Source organism: Clavibacter lycopersici (assembly GCF_003576405.1).
GTDB lineage: Bacteria > Actinomycetota > Actinomycetes > Actinomycetales > Microbacteriaceae > Clavibacter > Clavibacter lycopersici.
The window spans coordinates 1-25,160 of record NZ_QWGT01000012.1; the positions used below are offsets into that span (position 1 = coordinate 1).

Annotated in this window: 17 protein-coding genes; 5 read left to right on the forward strand and 12 right to left on the reverse strand. The window is 72.8% G+C overall.

What is annotated here, in order from left to right:
* Positions 1-89 precede the first annotated feature (89 nt).
* Positions 90-1,121, reverse strand: coding sequence for an aldo/keto reductase (locus tag DZG00_RS01840; protein ID WP_119383208.1), 1,032 nt, complete (start codon positions 1,119-1,121; stop codon positions 90-92).
* A gap of 117 nt (positions 1,122-1,238) precedes the next feature.
* Here DZG00_RS01840 and DZG00_RS01845 point away from each other — a divergent pair, with 117 nt between their 5' ends.
* Positions 1,239-1,919 (forward strand): metal-dependent transcriptional regulator, encoded by a 681-nt coding sequence (locus DZG00_RS01845; RefSeq protein ID WP_119455334.1) that lies wholly within the window; start codon positions 1,239-1,241, stop codon positions 1,917-1,919.
* 20 nt (positions 1,920-1,939) lie between these two features.
* Here DZG00_RS01845 and DZG00_RS01850 read toward each other — a convergent pair whose 3' ends face one another.
* From DZG00_RS01850 to DZG00_RS01860, 3 genes are all read right to left on the reverse strand, one after another.
* Positions 1,940-3,190, reverse strand: coding sequence for an Nramp family divalent metal transporter (locus tag DZG00_RS01850; RefSeq protein ID WP_119382909.1), 1,251 nt, complete (start codon positions 3,188-3,190; stop codon positions 1,940-1,942).
* 137 nt (positions 3,191-3,327) lie between these two features.
* Positions 3,328-4,248: a hypothetical protein gene (locus tag DZG00_RS01855; protein ID WP_119382910.1), complete on the reverse strand. Its 921-nt coding sequence runs from the start codon at positions 4,246-4,248 to the stop codon at positions 3,328-3,330.
* A gap of 75 nt (positions 4,249-4,323) precedes the next feature.
* Positions 4,324-5,628 carry an MFS transporter gene (locus DZG00_RS01860; RefSeq protein ID WP_119455335.1) on the reverse strand — a complete coding sequence of 435 codons (1,305 nt, stop codon included), beginning with the start codon at positions 5,626-5,628 and terminating at the stop codon, positions 4,324-4,326.
* 77 nt (positions 5,629-5,705) lie between these two features.
* Here DZG00_RS01860 and purU point away from each other — a divergent pair, with 77 nt between their 5' ends.
* Entirely contained in the window at positions 5,706-6,578 is an 873-nt protein-coding gene (gene purU, locus DZG00_RS01865) for a formyltetrahydrofolate deformylase (protein WP_119383068.1), read from the forward strand.
* A gap of 28 nt (positions 6,579-6,606) precedes the next feature.
* Here purU and DZG00_RS01870 read toward each other — a convergent pair whose 3' ends face one another.
* The 5 genes from DZG00_RS01870 to DZG00_RS01890 all read right to left on the reverse strand — a co-directional run bounded on the left by DZG00_RS01870 (position 6,607) and on the right by DZG00_RS01890 (position 17,619).
* On the reverse strand, positions 6,607-7,428 hold the full coding sequence (locus DZG00_RS01870; RefSeq protein WP_119383069.1) for an ABC transporter permease: 822 nt from the start codon (positions 7,426-7,428) through the stop codon (positions 6,607-6,609).
* Positions 7,425-8,477, reverse strand: coding sequence for an ATP-binding cassette domain-containing protein (locus DZG00_RS01875; RefSeq protein ID WP_233550067.1), 1,053 nt, complete (start codon positions 8,475-8,477; stop codon positions 7,425-7,427). Before DZG00_RS01875 ends, DZG00_RS01870 begins: the two co-directional genes overlap by 4 nt.
* 133 nt (positions 8,478-8,610) lie before the next feature.
* Positions 8,611-12,222, reverse strand: coding sequence for a S8 family serine peptidase (locus DZG00_RS01880; protein WP_119381212.1), 3,612 nt, complete (start codon positions 12,220-12,222; stop codon positions 8,611-8,613).
* A gap of 311 nt (positions 12,223-12,533) precedes the next feature.
* Positions 12,534-16,145, reverse strand: a complete 3,612-nt coding sequence (locus DZG00_RS01885; protein ID WP_119381213.1) for a S8 family serine peptidase — start codon at positions 16,143-16,145, stop codon at positions 12,534-12,536.
* A 259-nt stretch (positions 16,146-16,404) separates the two neighbouring features.
* Positions 16,405-17,619 (reverse strand): NADP-dependent isocitrate dehydrogenase, encoded by a 1,215-nt coding sequence (locus DZG00_RS01890; RefSeq protein WP_012039226.1) that lies wholly within the window; start codon positions 17,617-17,619, stop codon positions 16,405-16,407.
* Positions 17,620-17,844: 225 nt separating this feature from the next.
* Here DZG00_RS01890 and DZG00_RS01895 point away from each other — a divergent pair, with 225 nt between their 5' ends.
* The 3 genes from DZG00_RS01895 (at position 17,845) to DZG00_RS01905 (ending at position 19,187) form a co-directional block, all read left to right on the forward strand.
* The gene (locus tag DZG00_RS01895; RefSeq protein ID WP_119381214.1) at positions 17,845-18,297 is read left to right on the forward strand and encodes a GNAT family N-acetyltransferase; all 453 of its coding nucleotides are present in this window, start codon (positions 17,845-17,847) and stop codon (positions 18,295-18,297) included.
* 3 nt (positions 18,298-18,300) lie between these two features.
* Positions 18,301-18,621, forward strand: a complete 321-nt coding sequence (locus DZG00_RS01900) for an MGMT family protein (RefSeq protein WP_119381215.1) — start codon at positions 18,301-18,303, stop codon at positions 18,619-18,621.
* Between the two features lie 128 nt (positions 18,622-18,749).
* Positions 18,750-19,187, forward strand: a complete 438-nt coding sequence (locus tag DZG00_RS01905) for a hypothetical protein (RefSeq protein WP_233548819.1) — start codon at positions 18,750-18,752, stop codon at positions 19,185-19,187.
* A gap of 76 nt (positions 19,188-19,263) precedes the next feature.
* On the opposite strand, the gene DZG00_RS01910 is transcribed toward DZG00_RS01905, so the two are convergent.
* From DZG00_RS01910 to ddaH, 3 genes are all read right to left on the reverse strand, one after another.
* Positions 19,264-21,072, reverse strand: a complete 1,809-nt coding sequence (locus DZG00_RS01910) for an ABC transporter ATP-binding protein (protein WP_119381217.1) — start codon at positions 21,070-21,072, stop codon at positions 19,264-19,266.
* Complete coding sequence (locus DZG00_RS01915; protein WP_233548820.1) at positions 21,069-22,835, reverse strand: ABC transporter ATP-binding protein; 1,767 nt, start codon at positions 22,833-22,835, stop codon at positions 21,069-21,071. The genes DZG00_RS01910 and DZG00_RS01915 overlap by 4 nt, the downstream gene beginning before the upstream one ends.
* A gap of 643 nt (positions 22,836-23,478) precedes the next feature.
* On the reverse strand, positions 23,479-24,681 hold the full coding sequence (gene ddaH, locus DZG00_RS01920; RefSeq protein ID WP_304650924.1) for a dimethylargininase: 1,203 nt from the start codon (positions 24,679-24,681) through the stop codon (positions 23,479-23,481).
* Between the last annotated feature and the right edge of the window lie 479 nt (positions 24,682-25,160).

Below are 25,160 nucleotides of genomic sequence, written 5' to 3' on the forward strand. Positions count from 1 at the left end.
CGTGCCGCGGGTGCGGATCACGCCCCGGGCGACGGGTGCCGGCCGCCCCCGCGTCGCCGGAGCGGACGAGGGGACGACCGGCGGCGGGCTCAGCCGCGCACGTCGATCGCGCGGTGGCGCTGCTGCACGCCGGCCGGGCCGTACGGGTACTCGGACACGACGGGCGCGCTCACCGCGCTGAGCGAGGCGATCTCGTCGGCGGTCAGGTCGAGGTCGGCCGAGGCCATGTTGTCCTCGAGCTGCTCCACGGTGCGGGCGCCGAGGATCACGCTGGTCACGGCCGGCTGCGCCTCCAGCCAGGCGAGCGAGACGCGCGCCGAGCTGGATCCGTGCGCGTCGGCGACCCGGCGCACCTCGTCGAGGATCGCCCACGTGCGCTCCTGGCCGTTCCGCGGCGTGAACGCCTCCATGCCGCGCTCCGGGTCCTCGCCGAGCCGCGTGGCGCCGGTGGGCGTCTCGTCGCGGCGGTACTTGCCGGTGAGCCACCCGCCCGCGAGCGGCGACCACGGCAGCAGGCCGATGGACGCGTCGAGCGACGCCGGCACGATCTCCGACTCGATCTCGCGCACGAGCAGCGAGTACTGCGGCTGCAGCGTCACGGGCGGCGTGTACCCGAGCGCCTTCGCGACGTGCACGGCCTTCGTGAGCTGCCAGCCGAGGTAGTTCGAGAAGCCGTAGTAGGAGATCTTCCCGGCGCGCACGGCGTCGTCGAGGAAGCGCAGGGTCTCCTCGAGCGGGGTCACGGCGTCCCACGCGTGCATCTGGTAGAGGTCGATCGTGTCGACGCCGAGGCGGCGCAGCGAGTCGTCGAGCGCGCGGGTCATGTGCCGGCGCGAGGTGCCGACGTCGTTGTTGCCCTCCCCCATCGGGAAGCGGCCCTTCGTGGCGATCACGAGCTGGTCGGCCTCGGCGGGATGCGCCTTCAGCCAGCGGCCGACGATCTCCTCCGAGACGCCCGACGTGTAGACGTCCGCGGTGTCGATGAACGTGCCGCCGCCTTCGACGTACGCCTCGAGGATCCGCCCCGAGGTCTCCTCGTCCGCCTCCGCGCCGAAGGTCATGGTGCCGAGCGCGTAGGTCGAGACGACCGCGCCGCTGTTGCCGAGTGTGCGGTACTGCATGTGGTTCCTCCATCGGATCCGCCGCGGGCGTCCCTGCCCGCGGTCCCGTCCAGCTTGCACCGCCCGGGCGCGCAGCGTGACCGCGGGGCGGGCAGGGCCGCTCGGTACCATGGCGGCATGTCCGTCGACGAGCTCTCCAGCGCCGCGCAGGACTACCTCAAGCTCATCTGGTCCGCCACCGAGTGGACCGACCAGCCGATGACCGTCTCGCGCCTGGCCGAGCGGCTCGGGATCCGGCCCGCCACCGCGTCCGATGGGATCCGCCGCCTCACCGCCCAGGGCCTCGTGGAGCACCGGCCGTACGGCAGCATCGAGCTCACCGACGACGGCCGCCGCCACGCGATCCAGATGGTGCGCCGGCACCGGCTGCTCGAGACGTTCCTCGTGGAGGTGCTCGGCTACGGCTGGGACGAGGTGCACGACGAGGCCGAGGTGCTCGAGCACGCGGTCTCCGACGACTTCGTGGCGCGCATCGACCGGCACCTCGGGCACCCGTCGCGGGATCCGCACGGCGACCCCATCCCCTCGGCCGACGGCGAGCCGCACCTGCCCGACGCGACGCGGCTCGCGGACGCCGTCGCCGACCGGCCGATGCGCGTGCGCCGGATCTCCGACGAGGATCCGCGCCTGCTGCGGGAGCTCGCCGACCACGGCATCGGGCTCGACGCCACGCTCGTGCGCGCAGGCGCCGCCGCGGCGGACGACCCGGCCGCGGTCGTCGTGACGGTCGACGGATCCGGCCGCCGCCCGCTCACGGCAGCCGCCGCGTCCGCGGTCTGGGTCTCCGACGCCGGCTGACGCCCGGCCGACCGCGTGCGTCAGCCCGTGAGGGTCAGCACCACGAGCGCGACGTTCAGCACCACCACGAGCGACACCGCGACCCACGCCGCGATGCGCGTGAGCGGCCGGTCGACGTGCGCGCCCATGACGCGGCGGTCGCCCGTCAGGCGGATGAGCGGCACGAGCGCGAACGGGATCCCGAGGCTGAGCACCACCTGGCTGATCACGAGCGCGGCGGTCGGGTCGACGCCGATGGCGAGGATCGCGAGCGCGGGGATCAACGTCACCACGCGCCGGGCGAGCAGCGGCACCCGCACGTGCAGCAGGCCGCCCATGATCGCCGCGCCCGCGTAGGCGCCCACCGAGGTCGACGCGAGGCCCGAGGCGAGCAGCCCGACCGCGAACACCATCCCGACCACCGGTCCGAGCGACGCCGTGATGGCCGCGTGCGCGCCCTCGATCGAGTCGGTGCCGGGGACGCCGCCGAGGCTCGCCGCCGCGATGAGGAGCATCGAGATGTTGACGGCGCCGGCCACGGCGAGCGCCGTGATCACGTCCCAGCGCGTCGCGGTGAGCAGGCGCTTCAGCACGCCGGGGTCCTTCTGCGCGCCGTGCCGGTCGCGGCTGAGCGAGGAGTGCAGGTAGACGGCGTGCGGCATCACGGTGGCGCCGAGCATGCTCGCGGCGAGCAGCACGCTGTCCGGGCCGTCGAAGCGCGGGACCAGACCGCCCGCGATGCCGGATGCGGAGAGCGGGCTCACGACGAGGCCCGTGAGGAAGCCGACGGTGATCACGAGGAGGAGCGCGCCGATCACGAGCTCGAAGGGCCGCTGCCCGTGCCGCGACTGCACCGCGAGGAGACCGATGGAGACGATGCCGACGATCACGCCGCCCGCGACGAGCGGGATCCCGAACAGCAGGTGCAGCGCGATCGCCCCGCCGATGACCTCCGCCAGGTCGGTGGCCGCGGCGATGAGCTCGGCCTGCACCCAGAACGCGCGGCGACGCCCGGTCGGCAGGCGCTGGCCGAGCAGCTCCGGGAGGCTGCGGCCCGTGACGAGCCCGAGCTTCGCCGACTGGTACTGCACGAGCACGGCGATGAGGTTCGCGGCCACGAGCACCCACACCAGCAGGTAGCCGTAGCGCGCGCCCGCGGTGAGGTTGGCGGCGACGTTGCCGGGATCCACGTAGGCGATGGCGGCGACGAACGCCGGCCCGAGGAGCAGGACGAGCCGCGGACCCGTGACGGGCCGACGCGTGCGGCGGCGCTCGGGGGCGGTGCGGGTCATGGCGGCCTCTCCGTCGAAGTGTTAGCCGAGGCTAACATCCGTTCGCGCGCACACGGAAGGGCCCGTCCGGATGCGGACGGGCCCCCGGGTCGCGCGGCGGGCGGCGGGAGCGCCGGGTGCCGGGCGTGCCGCGGGGATCAGCTGGCGGAGCGGCCCGGCGCGAGGAACGCGGAGTCGTCCTCCGCCTCGCCGCGCACGACGCGCACCCACTGCGCGAGGAGCGCGGCGCCCGCCTCGTCGTGGATCAGGTCGCCGGCCGTGAGCACCGGGTACGGCGTCGCGGGGATCCCGTCGGCCGGCCGCACGTCGACGTGCGCCACCTCGTGCCCGTTCTCGTGCAGCCAGCGGGCCATCGCGTAGTCGGTGCGCGAGTCGCCGACCGTGCGCCAGCGCAGCGGCAGCGGGCCGCTGTCGGCCAGCAGCTCCAGGGCGCGCGCGGCGCCGAGGTCCTTGCCGAGGCGCACCGACTCGATGTCGGTCGAGATGATCGTCGGATCCACCCGCACCTGCACCTCGCCGCGCGCGTCGGGCGTCTCGACGCCCTCGAGCACCGAGCCGAGACCGTGCGCCCGCAGCATCTCGACCGCGCGCGCGTCGAGGTCGGGCTGCACCGCGAGGTAGTCGGCGGAGGAGACGTCCGTGTGCTGCTCGAGCGAGACCATGGCGTGCTTGGTGTGGTCGAAGAACATCCAGTCGGCGAAGCGCTCCGCGACGAGCGCCTCCATGTCGCGCATGAACGCCTCGGGCAGCGCGAGCGCCCGGTCCACGTGCACCTCGCCCGCGCCGGCCGGCGTGATGGAGAACCACGACGCGCCCTTCTCGCACACCGCGTGCACGCGCGCGCCCTCCGGCAGGCCGGCGGCCAGCAGCGGGCCGACGACCTGCTCGCGGATGAACGCGTCCGAGCGCCCCGTGTTGAAGACGATCGGCACGCCCGCGGCCGCGAGCTCCACGAGGTCGGCGGCGATGCTCGGGATGGCGAGCGTGCGGGTGATCGGGCTGGCGATGGGGCCGTCGACGTCGAGGAGGAGGCCGAGGGGCGCGGGGGTCGTGGTCACGGATCCATCCTCGCGCAGGCAGGACGGAGCCGGGTCCCGTTGGGGAGGCGGGCGCCGGGCGGCAGTCGTGAGGCCTCAGGCGGCCGTGCGCGCGGAGGCGGCACGGGCGCGGGCGGCCCGACCCGCGGATCCCACGACGAGCACGACCGACACCGCCATCACCGCGAGGAACGCCCCGGCGAGCGACGCGATCCCGAAGCCGTCGAGCAGCGCCCCGCCCACGAGCGCGCCGCCGCCGATCCCGACGTTGAACGCGGTCGTGTAGAAGGAGCTGGCCGTGTCGCGGAAGGACGGGTGCGCGGCGTGCAGCATGCGCGTCTGGAGCAGGGTCGGGATCGCGCCGAACGCCAGGCCCCAGAGGAGGAAGCCGGGGATCGCCACAGCCCAGAGCCCGGGGACGAGCGCGAGCGAGCTGACCCCGAGCGCCGCCGCCGCGAGCCCGGTCAGCACGCCGAGCTGCGGCCGGCTCGAGAACACGGTGCCCGCGAGGAGGAGCCCGACGGCGCCCGCGATGCCGTAGCCGAAGAGCATGGCGCTCAGCTGCTGCTCGGGGATCCCCATGACGCGCGTGACGAACGGGTCGACGTACGTGTAGAGGCCGTACTGGCCGATCATGATGACCATCGCCGTGAGGCACACGAAGAGCACGCCGCCGACGCCCTGCCCGGCCATGCGCTGCCGGATCCCGACGCGGCCGCCCGCGGGCGCGTCGGCGGGCGCCTCCCGCTCGGGCCGCCCGACCGCCGGCAGGAAGCGCCAGACGAGCAGGATCCCGAGGAGCGTGAGCACGCCGATCCCCGCGAACGCCGCCCGCCAGCCGAACGCCTGCCCGGCCGCGGTGCCGAGCGGCACGCCCATCACGAAGGCGAGGCTGCCGCCGCCGACCGTGAGCGCGACCGCGCGGCCGATGAGCGCGGGCGGCACGAGGTGCGCCGAGTACGCGCCGACGACCGCCCAGAACAGGCCGTGCGCGAGGCCGCCGAGCACGCGCGTCGCGGTGACGAGCTCGAAGGTCGGCGCGATGGCCGTGAGGAGGTTGCTCGTCGCGAACACGGCCAGCACCGCGAGCAGCAGCGCGTGCCGCGGGACCCGGCGGGTGAGGGCCGCGAGCGGCGCGCTCGAGACGACGACCGCGACGGCGAAGACCGAGACGAGGAGGCCGACGCGCGACTCCTCCACACCCAGGTCGCCGCTCATCTCGCTGAGGAGGCCGGTGGGCAGCATCTCGCTCGTGACGCTGAGGAAGACGCACGCGGCGAGCGTGAGGATCCCGACCCAGGGGAAGCGGAACGACGGGTCGACGCCGGCGCGGGGTCGGCGGCGACCGGAGCGCTCGGCTCGCTCGAGGTCGGGAAGGAAGATGGGGGAGGTGTTCGTCATGTTGACCTGAGGGACGCGACGGCGGGAGTGCTCCCGGGGCCGGCGGGACCCGCGCAGCCAGGCAATAGCCTAGACGGATGACCGACCAGGCCACCCTCGCGCGCCCGCCGCACCGCGTCCTCAGCTTCTCCTGCGACGACCGCCCGGGCATCGTCCACGCCATCGCGGGCGCCATCGTCGAGGCGGGCGGCGACATCACCGAGTCGCAGCAGTTCTCGAGCGCCGACACCGGCCGCTTCTTCATGCGCCTGCAGGTCCAGACCGCGGCAGACGACGACCGGCTGGCCGACGCCCTCTCCGCCGTGGTCGAGCGGTACGACGCGACCTGGCACCTCGACGAGGTGGGCCGGCCGCTGCGCACGCTCGTGCTGGGATCCACCGCCGAGCACTGCGTGAACGACCTGCTGTTCCGGCAGCGCGCGGGGCAGCTGCCCGTCGAGATCCCGCTCGTGCTGAGCAACCACGGCACGCTCGCCGACCTCGCGGGCTTCTACGACGTGCCGTTCGAGCACGTGCCCGTCACCGACGACGCGTCCAAGGCGGCGTTCGAGGCGCGGGTGATCCGCGCGGTCGAGGAGCACGACATCGAGCTGGTCGTGCTCGCGCGCTACATGCAGATCCTCTCCCCCGGGCTCTGCGCCCGGCTCAACGGCCGGATCATCAACATCCACCACTCCTTCCTGCCCGGCTTCAAGGGCGCGAACCCCTACAAGCAGGCGCACGCGCGCGGCGTGAAGCTCATCGGCGCGACCGCCCACTTCGTCACGAGCGACCTCGACGAGGGCCCCATCGTGGAGCAGAACGTGGTGCGTGTGGACCACTCGCGCAGCGCCCGCGAGCTCATGGCCATCGGCCAGGACGAGGAGTCGCGCACGCTCACGCAGGCCGTCCGCTGGTTCGCGGAGCACCGCGTGCTGCTCGACGGGGCGCGCACGATCATCTTCCGCTGACGCGCGCGCCGGATGGCCGGGCGACGGGTCAGCGACTGCTGATGGTCCGGTACTTCCGCACGGCCAGCGGCACGGCGACGACGAGGAGCACGACGGCCCAGATCAGGGTGGTCGGGATGGGGTTCTGCAGCGTCCACGCGTCCGGCACCGGGGTGCCAGGCGGCACGTTGCCGAACAGCTGCCGCGCGGCCAGCACCACGGAGGAGACCGGGTTGTACTCCGCGAACAGGCGCAGCGGCGTCGGCAGCGTGTCGCTCGGCACGAACGCGTTGCTGATGAACGTGAGCGGGAACAGCACGAGGAACGACGCGTTGTTGATCACCTCCGGGCTCCGCACGCTCATCCCGAGGAACGCCATCACCCACGAGAGCGCGTACGCGAACAGCAGCAGCAGCGCGACGCCCGCGAGCGCCTCGAGGAGGCTCGACCGCACGCGCCAACCGACGACGAAGCCGGTCGCGAGCATCACGACCATCGAGAAGACGTTGATGAGGAGGTCGCCGCTGGTCCGCCCCACGAGCACCGCGGACGGGCTCATCGGCAGCGTGCGGAACCGGTCGATGATCCCGTCCTCGAGGTCGTTCGCCATCGCCGAGCCCGAGTAGGTGGAGCCGAAGACCACGGTCTGGGCGAAGATGCCCGCCATGATGAACTCCTTGTAGTCGCTGCCGGGGATGTCGATGGCGCCCGCGTAGACGAAGCTGAACAGCAGCACGAACATGATCGGCTGGATCAGCGTGAAGACCAGGATGTCCGGCAGCCGCTTGATCTTGATGAGGTTCCGGCGGGTGGCGATCCAGCCGTCGTTCAGCCAGGTCGCGACCGTCGCGCGCTGCTCGACGGCGGTCACGGCGCGTCCGTCCCCTGCGCTCGCCCTGCGGCGCGGCGCCCGGCCGGATCCGACGCCCGGGCGGCGCCGGCGTCGGCCGTGGTGTCCGCTTCATCGCCCTCCGCGCCGTGCCCCGTGAGGCGCAGGAACACGTCGTCCAGGGTGGGCCGGCGCATGCCCGCGTCGTGCAGCCGGATCCCCGCCGCCGTCAGCTCACCCACCACCGCGGCGAGCGCCCGCGGCCCGTCGTCGACCTGCACGGAGAGCGTCCGGCCGTCGGAGGAGGCGGCGGGCGCCGTGGTGCCGACGCGCGCGAGGATCCCCCGCGCCGCGGGTCCGTCCGCGTCCTGGACGAGCGCGACCTCCACCCGGTGCCCGCCGATGGAGCTCTTCAGCTCGTCGGCCGTGCCGCGCGCGATGACGGTCCCGTCGTCGATCACGGCGATGTCGTCGGCCAGCCGGTCCGCCTCCTCGAGGTACTGCGTGGTGAGCAGCACGGTCGTCCCCTCCGTGACGAGCTGGGTGATCACGTCCCAGAGGCCGAGGCGGCTGCGCGGATCCAGGCCCGTCGTGGGCTCGTCGAGGAAGAGCACGCGGGGGCGCGCGACCAGGGCGCCGGCGACGTCGATGCGGCGCCGCATCCCGCCCGAGAACCCCTTGACCGGGCGGTCCCTCGCGTCGGTGAGGTCGAACGTGCGGATGAGCTCGTCGGCTCGCGCGCGCGACGCGCGACGGCCCAGGTGGTACAGGCGCCCGACCATGTCGAGGTTCTCGAACGCCGTGAGGTTCTCGTCGACGGCGGCGTACTGGCCCGAGACGCCGATCATCGCGCGCACGTCGGCGCCGCGGGTGAGCACGTCGATCCCGTCGACGGTCGCGCGACCGGCATCCGGCCGCACGAGCGTCGTGAGGACCTTCACGGCCGTGGTCTTGCCCGCCCCGTTCGGGCCGAGCAGCCCGAGGACCGTGCCCTCCGGCACGTCGAGGTCGAGACCGGCGAGGGCGTGCACGGGCGGCGCCCCGCGCGGGTGATAGGTCTTGACCAGCCCCTCGGCCTCGATGACAGCCATGGCGCATGGTAGTCCCGCGCATTTCCCCGCGCAATGGATCCGCGGGCACCCGGCACCCGCTGCCGCCGGGACGCCGGAGGGGCGGGCGCCTGTCGGCACCCGCCCCTCGAACGGTGGTCCTCCGTCAGCCGGGTCAGCGGCTCACGTAGAGGTACTTCGGCGCGCTGGTCTTCGCCGCGTTCGCGTCGTCGCCCGCGTACGTCGCGGTCACCGTGTACCGGCCCTTCGCGTACGCCGGCAGCTCCACGCGGCCGGTGCCGGATGCGTCGAGGGTGACCTCGAAGGCGTCCGAGCCGACCTCCACGGTGACGGTGCCCGTGGGCGCCGCCTTCAGCGAACTGTCGACCTTGACCGTGACGACGGCCTTCTGCGCGCTCGTGAGCACGGGCGGCTTGACGCCCACCGTCACGGTGCTCGCGACCTTGATCACGACGGGCTCGCTGGTCGCGGTCCCCGAGGGGCCCGTGGCCGGCTTCGCGGTCACGACGACCGTGATCTCCTTGCCCGCGACCGACGGCGACACCCGGTAGGTCGCGCGCGTCTGGCCGGCGAGCGGCTTCCCGTCCGCGTACCACTGGTACGAGTACGTCAGCCCCTCCGCGTCCCACGTGCCGGGCGACGCGGTGAGCGTCTGGCCGACGGTGGGCGTGCCCGTGACCACGGGCGGCTCGGTCGCCTCGGGAGCCGGGATCGCGCCCGACTCGACGCGCACGTAGGTCAGCGCCTCGGATCCGGCATAGGCGACCCGGCCGAGGTACGCGGTCTCGGGGGCGAGCCCGCTCCACGAGGCCGTGTAGGTGACCGGCTGGCTCTGCACCGCGTCGAGCGGGTTCGGGGACACCGTGAAGGCGCCGTCGTCCGTCGACTCGGACAGGTCGAACTGCGTGAGGGTGAAGTCCTGCGTGGTCCGGCCCTCGGGGATCGAGAAGACGGCGACGACCGCGACGTAGTCGCCCGCCTCCGGCGTCTCGATGGTCACGGACTCGTCAGCCGACTCGGTCGCCGAGTCGAACTGCTCGACCGGCTTCCCGCCCTCGAGGCGGAACACCGAGAGGTCGAGGTCCGCCTCGTCGTCGGCCGAGTCGAGGTCGATCCGCGTCGCGAGCTGGCCAGCCGGGACGGTGGTCGCGTACTGCAGCTCCGCCTTGGCCGGCCCCGTGCCCGAGATGGGCGAGGACGCGTCGTCCGGGTTCGCGTACACGCGGCCGGCGGTGAGGCCCTCCGCGGTGAGCGCCATCGGCCCGGTGGTGCCGGGCGTGACGGTCACGTCGACGGATCCCGTGATCCCCTTCCCCTGCACCTCGTCCGGCGCGGCGATGGAGACCGGGTTCACCGCGATCGGGCTGCGCACCGTGGTGTCGCCGTCCGTCCAGGTGAGGGATCCGGTGGCGTACGCGTCGACGTCGGCCGTGGTGCGCGTGAACGACACCTCGAACGACTTCGTCTGCCCCGCCTCGGTGAACTCGAGGGTCGACGGCGTGACGTCCGTCGTGACCCCGTCGAGGCCCTGGACGCTCGCCGTGTAGGTGCCGGCGCGCGTGGAGGTGACCTCGCGCGTCACGGTCTCGGAGCCGGTGAGGGCGCCGATCGCGATGCTCGCCAGGTTGAGCTCCGACGGGTCGACCGGGTCGATGCCCGTGGCGTAGCCGGTGGCCGCGAGGTACGACAGCCAGTCGGCGCGGTCGTTGAGGTACAGCAGTCCCGGGTCGAGGTACCGACGCGCGTCCACGTGCCCGGCGCCCTGGGCGAACGGGTCCGTCACCTTCGCGCCGTCCTCGCCCACCGTGTCGTAGGCGGTCGTCATCATGGCCGACTTGATCTCGGCGGGCGTCGCCTTCGGGTGCTCGCCGAAGTACAGCAGCGCGAGGCCGGCCACGTGCGGGGCCGCCATCGACGTGCCGGAGAGGAGCGCGAAGGTCGGCTCCCCGCCCTCGGCGTTGTTCGTCGCCGCGATGATCGAGACGCCGGGCGCCGTCACGTCGGGCTTGAGGATGTCGCTGCCGTCCGCGAGCACCGGGCCGCGCGAGCTGAAGCCCGCGACCTGGGGCGTCGGGGCGGAGACGCCCGTCGTGTTGTCGGGCACCAGCGTCACGGTCGCGCCGGGCGTCGCCGCGTAGGCGGAGACCGCCGCGTAGACGTCCGCGTCGAGGTGGACCGTCGGCACGGAGTGCGTGTCGGCGTCGACCGAGTTGGGGGTCGGGTTGACGAGCACCATGCCGATGCCGCCCGCGCGCTCGACCTCGGCCGACTTGGCCACGCGGTCGAACGTGCCGCGCTCGCACAGGACGATCTTCCCTGCGGTCTTCGCGGGATCCAGCACGCCGGGTCCGCAGAGCGCGGGAGTCTCGGCGCCCGCGGCCTGCACCGAGGCCGCCGTCACGAAGGGCCCGGAGACCGGCTCCGTGACGGTGATGGACGAGCCCGCGAATGCCTGGCCGTCGCCGAGCTGGGCCGTGGCCTCGAAGTTGCCCGCGACCGTGCTCGCGGCGACCGTGGTGATCCACGGCGACGCGTTGTCGAGCGTGGACGAGTCGGGACCGGAGTTGCCCGCGGAGGCGGCGACGAAGATGCCCGCGCTGGCCGCGCCGAGGAACGCCCGGTCGGTGGCGGAGAACGTGGTCTGCGCCGAGCCGCCGCCAATGGAGTAGTTGATGACGTCGACGCCGTCCTTCGTGGCCTGCTCGATGGCGGCGACCAGGTCGGCCCCCGCGCAGCCGTCGTCCGTCTGCACGGCCGGGTCGGGGCCGGACCAGCAGACCTTGTAGGCCGCGATCTTGGAGGCGGGCGCGACGCCCGAGATCTCCCCGAGGTCGTTGCCGTCGATGGTCGCCGTCACATCCGCGTTCCCGGCGGCGGTGGACGCGGTGTGCGATCCGTGCCCGTCGCCGTCGCGCGGGGAGACGTACTCGCCCGTCGAGGCCGTGCCGATGTTCTTCTGCCCGAAGCCCGTCACGTAGTAGCGCGCGCCCACGATCTTCGTGGAGCAGTCGGCCGCCGTGAACTGCTCGCCGGTCTGGCATGCGCCCGTGAAGGTGGTGCCGTCGCCCTTGGCGTAGGTGATGGCGGATCCGTCGCGGTACGGCTCGGCGCCCGCGGTCGTGCCGAGCGGCTCGCCCGCGAACGCGGGGTTCTCGGGGGCGATGCCGGTGTCGATGACGCCGATGACGGCGCCCTCTCCCGCCTGCTCCTGGCCGCCCGTCTTCGCCCAGACGCCGTCCGCACCCGTGAGGCCGAGGAAGTCGGCGGCCGGGGTGGATGTGGGGTGGTAGATCCGATCGGGCTCGACGGAGGCGACGTCCCGGTCGCCGGAGAGCTTCGACGCCTGCTCGGCCGTGAGGTCGGCGGAGAAGCCGTTGACCGTGAGGCTGTAGGAGTAGTCGATGTCGGCGCCGACGCTGGCGGCCACATCCTCCTGCCGGTCCTCGAGGTAGTCGGTGTACGCGACGACCGGACCGGCCTGCGCGTCGAGCTGGGCGCCCGAGCGGGCCTGGGTCGCGGGCAGCCCGTCGACCCCGCCCCGGTAGGTCGCCGCGGCGTCGTCGGCGAGGGTCACGATGTAGCGGCCGTCCTCGAGCGCGGATGCCGGGGTCGCCACGGTCGGCACGGGGGCGGCCATGGCGCCTCCCGCTCCGAAGGCGACGAGGCCCGCCGCGACGAGGGCGGTGGCGGCGACGGAGGCCGTCGCCCTGCGCAGGGATGAGGCGGACTCCGTAGGGAGCCGGGGGGAGCGTGGGATCACGAACACGTCCTTCGAGAGGGGATGAGTGGTCCGCGCGCACCCCTTGCGACACGCGCGAATCCTCAACATACCCCGGGGATTCGCCCTGAGAACGGCCAGTTGTTACCGCCGTGTAACAGTTCCGGCCTGCGCGCGATCCCCGCGCTGACGGCCATCCGACCCGGATCGCCGGCTGCCCGCCTGGGAGCGCCATCCCCTGCCCTCCGGCTAGTCTTTCCGGATCCGCGGGCGCCTCTCGTGTGCAGGGCACCGCATCGCGCGCACGACGGAGGGCGGGTGCCGACCGGCACCCGCCCTCGGCTGGTCGCTCGCGACGATCAGCGCACGCGGATCCTCTGCGCGCGGCTCGTGCCCCCGCCGACGAGGTGGTCGCCCGCGTAGGAGGCCTGCACCGTGCGGGTCCCGGGCGCGATTCCGGTGAGATCCGCGCACCCGTTCCCGGAGCCGTCGAGGGGCACGTCGTGCTCCGCGCCGTCCACGGTCACGCGCACCACCCCGGTGGCGGCCTGCTTCGCTGCCGAGGTCACCGACACCTGCACGTGCACGCTGCCGCTCGCCGCACCTCGCGGTTGCGTCGCCTGCAGGTGCACCGTCCCCGCGTCACGTGCGGTGACGGTCGGGCTCGTGGCGACGCCCGTCTGCCCGTCGGACGCGGTGGCCGTCACCTGGACGGCGAGCGCCGTGCCCGCGACAGCGGAGGTCACGCGGAACGCGGATCCCGTCGCCCCGGACATCGGCGCGCCGTTCGACAGCCACTGCGTGGCGAGCGTGACACCCTGCGGCGTCCACGTGCCCGTCGTCGCCGTCAGCGTCTGCCCGACATCGGGGACGCCGCTGATGGTCGGTGCCGCGGAGGCCGTCGGAGCGGTCGCGGCCGGCGGCGGGGACGCCGCGGGGGTCGACACGCTCAGCAGCGTCGTGGCGTCGGATCCCCCGTAGGAGAGGACCCCGACGTAGGACGACCCCGCCGCGAGGCCCGACCAGGACGCGGAGTACGTCGCGGACCTGCCCTGCGCGGTGCGGAGGGCCGCCGGCGTCACCTGGAACGATCCCTCGCCCGCCCCGCTCCCGACCTGGTACTCGGTGAGGTCGAAGGCCGTGGTCTTCGCGGATCCCGCCGCCTGGTTCACCACTGCGGCGACCGTGTAGTCGCCCGCCGCGAGGTCCGACGCGACGAGCCGCTCGCCGAGGGACGCGGTCTCCTGGTCGGCCACGACCGTGGGCGGCCCGGTCTTCGCCTTCTTCAGGAGCGCGACGCCCATGTCCGACTTCCCGTCGGCCGGCGCGATGTCGACCACGAGGGCCTTCGTCGCGTTCGCGAGGGTGAGCGGGTAGTCGACCTCGTAGCCCGCGGGTGCCTCGCCGCTGTGGGCCGCGCCCGCATCGTCGGGATCGCTCACGTGCTCGCCCTTCGCGAGACCTGCCGCGTTGAGCGCGACCGTCCCGTCGATCCCGCCCGTGACGGTCACGTCGGTCGCGCCGCTGACACCTGATCCGGACGCCGTCGCCGGGGCCTGCACCGACTCCGGCGTCACCGCGATGGGCCCGCGGACGGTCCCGCCGGGGCTCGACCAGGTGAGCGATCCGGTGGTCCAGCTCCCCGTCTTCGCGCCCGCACGGGTCGTGAGGCGCACCTGGAAGGACTTCGTCTGGCCGGGCCCGGTGAAGGAGAGGGTGGACGGCGCGACCTGCACGTCGACCCCGGGGACGCCCTGGACGGACGCCTTCCACGTGCCGGCCTTCGTCGACGTGACGGTCCGCGTCACGGTCTCGCTGCCCAGCAGCCGGGCGACGGCGATGCTCGGCAGGTTGAGCTGAGACGCGGCCACGGGCTGGCTCGGGTGGGGCAGGTCGAGCCCGGTCGCCGCGGCGTAGCCCCGCCAGTCCTCCTCCCCGCTGAGGTAGAGGAGGCCGGGATCGAGGAAGCGGCTCGGCACCACCTCGCCCGCCCCCTGGGCGAACGGATCCGTGACCGTGGCGCCCTTCGCGTCGACCGTGTCGGAGGCGGTCGTCATCATCGCCGACTTGATCTCGGCGGGGGACGCCTTCGGGTGCACGCCGAGGTAGAGGAGCGCGAGCCCGGCGATGTGCGGTGCCGACATGCTCGTGCCCGACTCCACGCCGAACGCCGGCTTCCCGTCCTCGTCGGCGATGGACGCGACGATGCCCACGCCCGGAGCCGCGATGTCCGGCTTGAGGATGTCGCCACCCTCGTCCTGCTTCGGGCCGCGCGAGCTGAAGCCCGCTACCTGCGGAGCTGCGGGGTGCACGCCCGAGCTGTTGCCCGACGTGAGCGTGGCCGTCGCACCGGTCTTCCCGGCGTAGTCCACGATCTCCTGGTAGACGTCCGCGTCGAAGTGGATGGTCGGCACGGAGTGGGTGTCGAGGTCGGTCGAGTTGGTGGTCGGGTTGACCAGGAGCATGCCGACGCCGCCCGCCCGGAGCACCTCGGCGCTCTTGTCCACGCGGTTCACGACGCCGCGTTCGCAGACGACGATCCTCCCCTTCACCTTCGCGGGATCCAGCGTGCCCGCCCCGCAGAGGTCCGGCGAGCTCGCGCCCGAGACCCCGGATGCCGAGGCGAGCACGAGGCTGCCGGCGACCTTGGAGACGACCGAGATGGATGCGCCCGACACCTTCCGGCCGTCGCCGAGGGTCGCGGTCGCGGAGTAGTTGTCGGGCACGCTGCTGGCCGCGACCGTGGTGACCCACGGCTCGGCGTTCGAGAGCGTGCTCGCGCCGGGGCCCTCGTTGCCCGCGGAGGCGGCGACGAAGATCCCGGCGGATGCTGCCCCCAGGAGGGCGCGCTTGGTGGCCTGGTCGTCCTGCGATCCGCCGAGCGACATGTTGATGACGTCGACGCCGTCCTTGGTGGCCTGCTCGATGGCGGCCACGATGTCGGAGCCCTCGCAGCCGTCGTCGCTCTCGACCTTGGGGTCGGGCCCGCTCCAGCAGACCTTGTACGCGGCGACCTTCGCGGCCGGCGCGACGCCCGAGATGGTGTCCAGCACGCGTCCGGCGACCGTCGCCGACACACCCGCGTCGCCCGCGGCCGTGCTCGCGGTGTGCGTCCCGTGGTCGTTGACGTCGAGCGGGGAGCGCTTCTCCTGCGGGCCGATCGGCTCGTCGGCTGCCGCGTCACGCCCGGCCACGAAGTACCGCGCCCCCACGATCTTGGTGGAGCAGTCGGACGCGGTGAACCCGTCGCCCGTCTGGCAGACGCCGTGGAAGACGGTGCCGTCCGCCTTGCGGAAGACGATGCCGGACCCGGAGCGATAGGGGTCGGCGCCGGCCTTCGTGCCGAGCGGCGAGCCGGCGAACGACGGGCTGTCGGGCGTGATGCCGCTGTCGATGTCGGCGATCACCGTGCCCGCGCCCGCGTGGTCCTGACCGCCCGTCTTCGCCCACACCCCGCCGGCGCCGTCGAGGCCGAGCGCGCGGATGGACGGGGTGGAGTCCGGGTGCAGCTCGACGTCCTTCTCGACGCTGAGCACGTCGGGGTCGGTCGCGAGCCTCCGCACCTGATCGGCCGAGAGCTCGGCCGAGAACCCGTCCGTGGTGACGGAGTAGTCGTCGGTGATGGTGGCGCCGACCGCGTCGGCCGTCCGGCGATGCAGGTCCCCGAGGTGCGCCGTGTACTCCTGCACCTGGTCGGACTCGGCGTCGAGGCGGGAACCCGGATCCGCCTTCGTGCGCGCGAGCCCGTCGAGCGTGCCGTCGTAGGAGGCGGCCGGCTGGTCGCGCAACGTGACGATGTAGTGACCGTCCGTCGCGTCCAGCGGCACCGACGCGGTGGGCGCGTCGGCGGCGGAGGCGATGGATCCTCCTGCCGCCACGAGCGCGACGGCCAGCAGGGACGCGGCGAACGCGCGCGCCGGGCCGGGCGGGCGGCCCCACCGACTCGGTGGGGTCTGTGTGCGTGTGGACATGGGGGTTCCCTCCTGTCGCCGGCCGCAGCCGGGCGCACGGGTCCGGGACGGACCGACCCCGCGGCCAGGAGCGAGGAGGCACGGACCGGATCCCCGGAAGCGCGTCGGACGACGCGATGGGGAGAACCGTAGGGACGAATCCCCGGCCCCCGTCGGCCCTCTGCACACGCGACCCCTGTCCGGGGACGCGAGAGGCCCCGCCCCCGATTCGGGGGCGGGGCCTCTCGGCGTGCGGCGGCGTCGTCCGACGCCCGGGGGATCAGGCCAGACGCGTCTGCAGGTTCTCCGCGAGCGACGCGAGGAACTCCTCGGTCGTCTGGTAGGGCTGGTCGGGCCCGACGAGGAGCGCGAGGTCCTTCGTCATCTTGCCGCTCTCGACCGTCGTGATGACGACGTCCTCGAGGGTGTCCGCGAACGTCTTCAGCGCGTCGTTGCCGTCGAGCTTCGCGCGGTGCGCGAGGCCCCGGGTCCAGGCGTAGATCGACGCGATGGGGTTCGTCGACGTGGGCTTGCCCTGCTGGTGCTGGCGGTAGTGGCGCGTGACCGTGCCGTGCGCGGCCTCCGCCTCGACGACCTTGCCGTCGGGCGTGGTGAGCACGCTGGTCATGAGGCCGAGCGAGCCGAAGCCCTGCGCGACGGTGTCCGACTGCACGTCGCCGTCGTAGTTCTTGCAGGCCCAGACGTAGCCGCCCTCCCACTTGAGCGAGGCGGCGACCATGTCGTCGATGAGGCGGTGCTCGTAGGTGAGGCCGGCGGCCGCGAACTGGTCGGCGTACTCGGCCTCGAAGACCTCCTGGAACAGGTCCTTGAAGCGGCCGTCGTAGGCCTTGAGGATCGTGTTCTTGGTGGAGAGGTACACGGGGTAGTTGCGGGCGAGGCCGTAGGAGAGCGACGCGCGCGCGAAGTCGCGGATCGAGTCGTCGAGGTTGTACATGCCCATCGCGACGCCGGATCCGGGGCTCTGGAACACCTCGAACTGCTGCGGCTCGGAGCCGTCCTTGGGCGTGAAGGTCATCGTGAGCGTGCCCTCGCCCTCGAAGCGGAAGTCGGTGGCGCGGTACTGGTCGCCGAACGCGTGGCGGCCGACGATGATCGGCTTGTTCCACCCGGGCACGAGGCGCGGGATGTTGCTGATGATGATGGGCTCGCGGAAGATCGTACCGCCCAGGATGTTGCGGATGGTGCCGTTCGGCGAGCGCCACATCTTCTTCAGGCCGAACTCCTCGACGCGCGCCTCGTCGGGCGTGATCGTGGCGCACTTCACGCCGACGCCGTGCTTCTTGATGGCGTTCGCCGCGTCGATCGTGATCTGGTCGTCGGTCTCGTCGCGCTTCTCGATGCCCAGGTCGTAGTACTCGAGGTCGATGTCGAGGTACGGGTGGATGAGCGTGTCCTTGATGGACTGCCAGATGATGCGCGTCATCTCGTCGCCGTCGAGCTCGACGACGGTCCCCTCTACCTTGATCTTCTCCACGAAGTCCTCCTCATGCTCGTCGGTGCCCTCCGTGCGCGCGTCTCCGTCGGCGCGCGCCGGATCCGGCTCGTCGCCGGTGGATCCGTGGGCCAGCCTACCCGGCGGGCCCTGTCTCTCGACATCGAGACATCGGTGGGTCGGGGTCGGATCGCCAGCTCCGCGACCCGCTCCCGGCCGGCCCCCGCGCACCTGGTCCGACGGAGGCCCGCCCGATACCCTGTGCCCATGAGCGACATGACACTCGAAGAGCTGAGCGCCCGCACGATCGTGGCGGCCAACACGCTGACGCTCAAGCCGGGGCAGGAGAACTACGTCGCCCCCGTGTCGCACTCCATCGCCGAGGCCTACGTCAACCCCACCACCGCCTGGCCGCGCGTGGTCATGGAGGACGGCGAGGTCGTCGGCTTCATCATGGGCAACTTCGACCCCGAGGCCGGCGAGGAGATCTTCCGCAGCTGCATCTGGCGCATCAACGTCGACGCCGACGCGCAGGGCCACGGCGTCGGCCGGTTCGCGGTCCTCGCGCTCGCGGAGGAGGCCCGCTCGCGCGGCTTCGACCGCCTCACAGTCGTGTGGGAGCCGGGCGAGGACGGCCCCGAGGAGTTCTTCACCCACGTCGGCTTCGAGGTCATCGGCGAGACCCAGTACGGCGAGGCCATCGGCGCGCTGGCGCTCTAGCGCGTGGCCGTCTTCGACACCCCGGGCGAGTTCACCGACCGGGTGCTGGAGGTCGTGGCCGAGATCCCCTCGGGCCGCGTCATGACCTACGGCGACGTCGCCGCCGTGTTCGGCCGCCGCGGCGCACGGGCGGTCGGCATGGTGCTGCGCTACCACGGCGCCGGGCTCCCCTGGTGGCGCGTCCTCCGGGCGGGCGGGCACCCGCCGACCGGCCTCGCGGACGAGGCCCGGCCCCGCTACGAGGCCGAGGCCACGCCGCTCCTCGATGCGCCCACCGATGCCGGCTACCGCGTCGACCTCGAGGCGGCCCGCTGGTTCCCGTGATCCGCTGACGGACGACGACCCGCCCATCCGTCCATCCGCCTGGCGGCCGAGCGCGGGTCATGCTCCGGGACCACGGCCGGGGCCTCGCGGCCGATGCGCCGCGGACCACGCTCCGCTGGACTGGGAGCATGCCCCGTCCCCGGTCCGTCCGTGCCATCGCCGCCGCCCCGCTCGCCGTCCTCCTCGTGCTCGCCCTCGGCGGCTGCGGCGCCGCGAGCACCGTCGGCGGCATGACCACACCGGCGGACGCGCGCATCTACGCCACGGCGGCCGACGCCGACGGCCGGATCCCGACGTGGATCCCCGCGGACGCGACCGACGTGCGCATCAAGACCTCGCTGCGCGGCGAGGGCGCGATCCTCGAGTTCCGCTCCGCGACGCCCGCGGACCGGATGGGCTGCGAGGCCGCACCCGCCGACGCGCCCGCGCCGTCCGTGCAGGACACCTGGTGGCCGGATCCCTCCCCCGCCGCCGCCATGACCTGCGGCGACGGCTGGCTGGCCGCGGCGGACGGCGACGCCGTGCACGCGTGGCTGCCGAAGGGATCCCGCGCGCTCGACCTCTGAGCCCGCGCGCAGGTACAGCACGCGGCCCGGGCGCCTCCCTACGGAGAGGCGCCCGGGCCGCGTACGTGCGTCCGCGCTAGACCAGCGACTCCCGCCAGGCCGCGTGCAGCTGCGAGAACCGGCCGGTGCCCTGGATGAGCGACTCCGGCGTCCCGTCCTCGACGATGCGGCCCTGCTCCATCACCAGCACGCGGTCCGCGATCGCGACGGTCGAGAGCCGGTGGGCGATGATGATCGCCGTCCGGTCCGCGAGCAGCGTCGTGAGGCCCTGCTGCACGAGCCGCTCGCTCGGGATGTCGAGCGAGCTCGTCGCCTCGTCGAGGATCAGCACCGCCGGGTCCGCGAGGAACGCCCGCGCGAACGAGATCAGCTGGCGCTGGCCCGCCGAGACGCGACCGCCCCGCTTGTTGACGTCGGTGTCGTAGCCGTCCGGCAGCGACTCGATGAACGTGTGCGCGCCCACCGCCTCCGCCGCCTCCTGGATCTCGCGCCGGGTCGCGTCGGGCTTGCCGATCGCGATGTTGTCCGCCACGGATCCGGAGAAGAGGTACGCCTCCTGCGTCACCATGACGATGGCGCGGCGGAGGTCCTTCGGGTGCAGGTCGCGGAGGTCGATCCCGTCGAGCGCCACGCGCCCGCCCGACGGGTCGTAGAACCGGGAGATGAGCTTCGCGAGCGTCGTCTTGCCCGCGCCGGTGGATCCGACGAGCGCGATGGTCTGCCCCGCCGGCATGTCGAGGTCGAAGCGCGGCAGGATCGTCTTGCCCTTCCCGTAGCCGAACTCGACGCCCTCGAAGGACACGTGCCCGGTGGACTCCCACAGGTCGACCGGCTTCACGGGATCCGGCACGCTCGGCTCCTCCTCGAGCACGCCCGAGATCTTCTCGAGCGCAGCCGACGCCGACTGGTAGCTGTTGTAGAACATGGCCATGTCCTGCGCCGGACCGAAGAACTGGCGCGTGTAGAGCACGACCGCGAGCAGCGCGCCGATGCCGAGCTGGCCGTCCGCCACCCGCAGGCCGCCGACCAGCAGCACCACCGCGACCGTGACGTTGCCGATGAGGATGAGTCCCGGGTCGAAGATCCCGAACACCTGGATCACGCGCATGTTGGTGTCGCGGTACCCCTCGACGTGCTCGGAGAACTCCTCCGCGTTGCGCTTCTCCTTGCGGAAGGCCTTCACCGCGCGGATGCCCGTCATGGTCTCCACGAAGTGCACGATCAGCCGCGCCGACTTCACGCGCGTCTGCCGGAACAGCGCCTGCGACTTCACCGCGAACCAGAGGCTCAGGAAGAACAGCGGCACGAGCGCCGCCAGCAGCACGAGGCCAGACACCCAGTCGAACGAGAACAGCGCGATCGCGGTGAACGCCATGTAGAGCGCGCCCTGCACGAGCTGGTTGATGCCGCCGTTCAGCAGCTCCCGGATCGAGTCGAGATCGCTCGTCTGGCGGGAGATGATCCGGCCCGACGTGTACGTCTCGTGGAACTCCAGGCTCAGCTTCTGCGTGTGCAGGAACATGCGCTTGCGGAGGTCGAGGAGGATCTCCTGGGCGATGCGCGCCGACATCACCTGGTACTTCGCCACCAGCACGGCGCCCGTGACCGCGACCAGGACGTACGCCCCGATGACGAGCGCGAGCAGCGTGGGGTCGCCCGTGTCCAGCAGCGACGGCAGCGCGCGGTCGAGGCCGATGCCGATGAGGGCAGGACCCGCGACGTTCGCGGCCGTGGCCACGAGGATCGTCGCGGCCGTGAGGATCAGCGTCCGCTTGACCGGCTGGATGGTGCTGACGAGCAGCCTGGTCGAGCGACGGCGGATCTGCTTGCTCTCGGCGCGGGAGAAGTCGTCCCTCTCCTCGCCGGTGACTCCGGTGACGCTCATGCTGAGGCCTCCTCGCGCACGGTGTTCCCTTCCACGTCCAGGCTCGAGATGACGAACCGGTAGTGCTCGCTGGTGGCGAGCAGGTCGGAGTGCCGGCCGACCGCGGTGATGCGGCCGTCCTGCATGAGCGCCACCCGGTCCGCCAGCATCACGGTCGAGGGGCGGTGCGCCACGATCAGCGCGGTGGTGGAGGCGAGCACGCGGCGCAGCGCCGCCTCGACGAGCGCCTCCGTGTCGACGTCGAGCGCCGAGAGCGGGTCGTCGAGGACGAGGACGTCGGGTGCCGCGGCGACCGCGCGCGCCAGGGCGAGCCGCTGCCGCTGCCCGCCGGAGAGGCTGAGCCCCTCCTCGCCGACGGTCGTGTCGACTCCGTCGGGGAGGTCGTGCACGAACCCGGCCTGCGCGATGTCGAGCGCCTCCTGCAGCACGCGCTCCGCCTCGGGTCCGCCGTCGGCTAGGTCGGGGCGGCCGAGCAGCACGTTGTCGCGGACGGTCGACGAGAACAGCGTGGCGTCCTCGAAGGCCATGGCGATCCGGCTCCGCAGTTCCTCGAGCCGCAGGTCGCGGATGTCCACGCCGTCCAGCTCGATGCTCCCGCCCGTCACGTCGTAGAGCCGGGTCGTCAGCGCTGTCAACGTCGACTTGCCGCAGCCCGTCACCCCGACGAGCGCCATCGTCTCCCCTGGCTGGAGGTCCAGCTCGACCCCGTCGATGAGGTCGGGCTGGCCGGCGACGGCGTCCTGGTACCGGAAGCGGGCTCCCCGGAAAACCAGGTGGCCGCGGGGCTCGGCGATGCGCGTCGGCGTCGCCGGGTCCGTGATCGTGTCGTCCTCGTCCATCACCTCGAAGTAGCGGTCGATGGCCGTGCGGGCGTCGAAGGTCATGGAGAGCAGGAAGCCCACCGACTCGATCGGCCAGCGCAGCACCGCCGCGGTCGCGAAGAACGCCACGAGGTCGCCCACCGAGATCTCACCCGCGGACGCGAGCAGCACGCCGCCCAGCAGCGCGAGCGCGAACGTCAGGTCGGGCACCAGCAGCAGCCACAGCCAGATGCCGGCGATCGCCTTCGCCTTCTTGATCTCCGTGCCCCGCAGCTCCTCCGCCTGCTCGGCGAACGCGTCGTGCATGTGCTTGCCGCGCCCGAAGGCCTTCAGCACGCGGATCCCGTGCACCGACTGCTCGACACTGGTGGCGAGGTCGCCGGACTGGTCCTGGCTGAGCCGCGCCACCGAGGAGTACTTCTGCTCGAAGAGGTACCCGTACACCCACAGCGGGATGGAGCAGACGAGGAAGCCGAGCCCGAGGCGCCAGTCGATCGAGACCAGGAAGCCGATGCCCACCAGGATCGTGAGGATGTTGACGATGAACAGCACCAGGCCGAACGCCATCCAGCGGCGGATGAGGTTCAGGTCGCTGACCATGCGTGACAGCAGCTGGCCGCTCTGCCACCGGTCGTGGAACGCGACCGGCAGCCGCTGCAGCTTCCGGTAGAACGAGTTCCGCATGTCCGCCTCCATGAGCGTGCCGGGCTTCAGCACGAACCAGCGGCGGAGGGCGATCATGGCGGCCTCGAGGATCCCGAGGCCGAGGATCAGGAGCACGGCGGGCACCACGGCGGCGGAGTCGCCGTCGCCGAGGGGCCCGTCGACGAGCCCGCGCAGGATCTGCGGGATCACGAGCGACAGCAGCGAGCCGATGAGCGCGACCACCATGCCCGCGATGATGCTGGGCATGGCGGGCCGGGCGAACGGCAGCAGCCGCATGAGGACGGCGATGGTGCCGGGCCGGGGGCCGTGCCGCTCGGACGGCGCCTGGTCGGGCGAGGCGGGCGGTGAGGTGGACACGTGTCATTCCTTCGGTAGACGGCCGATGCGCGGCCGGACGTGCTCTGCGGCCGCGCGAGCGAGGACGCGCGCGGCGGAGGATGAGGGGTTCGAGCGGAGGGGGTCGTGCACGGGGGCACGGGCCAGGTGAGGGGACGTGCGTCCCGGCGTCAGGTGGGGTGCGCCCCGCGAGAGCATGGACCCGAGAGCGCTTCCTCGCCGCTGGGAGGGGACGCGGTGCGGCCGCGCGGCCGTTGCGGGCCGGCCGCCGCGGACCCGACGCGGTAGTCGGGCGGTATCGCCCCTAGCTGCGCGGACCGCGCGACGCCGGGACGGCTGCAGCGACCACGTCGCCGATCCGGGTCGAGATCGTGCGTGCGTATGTCGTCGATGTCGTGGTCATGACACCCTCTCTGGCTGCGTATGCGATTCACGTGTGGCCGCACCGATGGACCACGTGAATGGCCGCTCCAGGCAGCCTTCCAGCATAGGGATCGGAGCGCTGCACGCACAAGGGCCCGACCCGCATCCGAGGATGCGGGCCGGGCCCTCGTGCTGCGCGCGGTCTCGCGCGCGGCCGGCGTCAGCTGATGCGCACCGACAGGCAGGTGACGCAGCCCTCGAGCTTCTCGAACTCGCTGATGTCGACGGCGACGACCTCGTAGCCCAGGCCGCGGAGCAGATCGGCCGTCCGGGGGGCGGCTGCCGAGATCAGGAGCGTGTCCGCGTCGAGCGCGACGACCGCCGTGCCCTCCGGCTCCGGCACCGGGAGGAACGACGGGAAGAGCCGCGGCTCGTCCACCAGGGACTCGTGGCCGATGACGGTCCCGTCGGGCAGCGCGGTCACCTGCGACTTGAGGTGCAGCGTGCGGCTGACAGGCACCCCCACAACCGCGTAGCCGAGGGGTCGCGCGATCTCGCGCAGCCGCTGGATCCCGGCGGCGTTGGTGCGACTGCTGGCGCCGACGTAGAGCGTGCGGCCGACCTCGAGCACGTCCCCGCCGTCGATGGTCGCGGGCAGGTCGATGGACGTCACCCGGAGGTCCATGTCCTCGAGGGCGCGCTCCACGCCCGTCCGCTCACCACGGCGGGAGTCGGCTCCTGACGTGAGGAGCACTGCGGTCGTGCCGAGGACGACGACGGCGTCCTCCACGAAGACCGAGTCGGGGTGGTCGTCAGCCGGCGGCACCTCCCGGGTGGACCACCCGTTCTCCTCGAGCGCGAGGACGTACCGCTCCCACTGCTGGTCAGCGAGCTCGGTGTCGACGGGACGGCGGTCCAGGTGCGTCAGCTCGCCGTCGGCGAGCCGCGAAGACGGGATCCGCACGAGCGCGACGCGCTCCCGCTCGACATCGTCCGTCCCGGCTGCCCCGAGCCGGAGCCACAGGCGCCGGCCGAGGAGGACGGACGCGAGCGACACCCCGAGCACGAACATGAGGTTGAGCCCCAGCAGCGTCTCGAGCAGCGGGCCGACGATGTCGCCGGTGACCGTGGCGCCCTGGCCCATGGCACCGACGAGGCTGCCGACGAGCGCGCCCACGACGGCAGCGAGCACGGAGCCGAGGATCGACGTCCACAGGCGCCGGTGCATCCCGACTCCGGCCAAGGCCGCGAGGAGCACGAAGGCGACCAGCGTGTGCACGGTCCAGTAGTCGAGGAGCGTCACCAGCACAGCAGCTCCCGGCTGGTTCGCGCTGAACAGCGTCAGCACGCTGAAGAGGAGCCCGAGGATCGCGGCTACGCCGGCCGAGACGAGAGCGGCGGACAGCGCTCGCCCGAGCGGCACCCCCGCCGTACGGGAGCGGGCGGGCCGGGCGCCGGAACGCGGGGTGGCCGCCGACGGTGTGGGGGTCGTCGCGGGCGGATCACCTGCCGAGGACTCTCGGGATTCGCCGGATGTGCGGTCGTTCTCACGGGGATCGGTCACGGACCACGACGATAACGTCCCCTCTTATGACCGCCATGTGAACGCGCTGACAGGCGCGGTGCATTCGCGCCCGGACGCGCGTACCCCTATGCCGAGGCCCCTCATGAAGAGGACGACGCACCACTGCGGTCCCGGATCCGCCGCTCCTCGCGCACTCGGGCGGTGCACGGATGCCAGGAGAGGGCGACCGGCGACCTACGCTCGCGCGGAAGCCTGGGCCACGAATGGGCCGTTAACGCAGGAAGGCCCGTCGCACAATATGCGACGGGCCTTCCCGTTACTACCAAATCAAGTCCGGCGGTGTCCTACTCTCCCACAGGGTCCCCCCTGCAGTACCA

Coding starts and splice junctions, on each gene's coding strand:
- DZG00_RS01840 (WP_119383208.1), bottom strand. CDS start 1,121: ATGCAGTACCGCACACTCGGCAACAGCGGCGCGGTCGTCTCGACCTAC.
- DZG00_RS01845 (WP_119455334.1), top strand. CDS start 1,239: ATGTCCGTCGACGAGCTCTCCAGCGCCGCGCAGGACTACCTCAAGCTC.
- DZG00_RS01850 (WP_119382909.1), bottom strand. CDS start 3,190: ATGACCCGCACCGCCCCCGAGCGCCGCCGCACGCGTCGGCCCGTCACG.
- DZG00_RS01860 (WP_119455335.1), bottom strand. CDS start 5,628: ATGACGAACACCTCCCCCATCTTCCTTCCCGACCTCGAGCGAGCCGAG.
- purU (WP_119383068.1), top strand. CDS start 5,706: ATGACCGACCAGGCCACCCTCGCGCGCCCGCCGCACCGCGTCCTCAGC.
- DZG00_RS01875 (WP_233550067.1), bottom strand. CDS start 8,477: ATGGCTGTCATCGAGGCCGAGGGGCTGGTCAAGACCTATCACCCGCGC.
- DZG00_RS01885 (WP_119381213.1), bottom strand. CDS start 16,145: ATGTCCACACGCACACAGACCCCACCGAGTCGGTGGGGCCGCCCGCCC.
- DZG00_RS01895 (WP_119381214.1), top strand. CDS start 17,845: ATGAGCGACATGACACTCGAAGAGCTGAGCGCCCGCACGATCGTGGCG.
- DZG00_RS01905 (WP_233548819.1), top strand. CDS start 18,750: ATGCCCCGTCCCCGGTCCGTCCGTGCCATCGCCGCCGCCCCGCTCGCC.
- DZG00_RS01910 (WP_119381217.1), bottom strand. CDS start 21,072: ATGAGCGTCACCGGAGTCACCGGCGAGGAGAGGGACGACTTCTCCCGC.
- DZG00_RS01915 (WP_233548820.1), bottom strand. CDS start 22,835: ATGCGGCTGCTGCCGTTCGCCCGGCCCGCCATGCCCAGCATCATCGCG.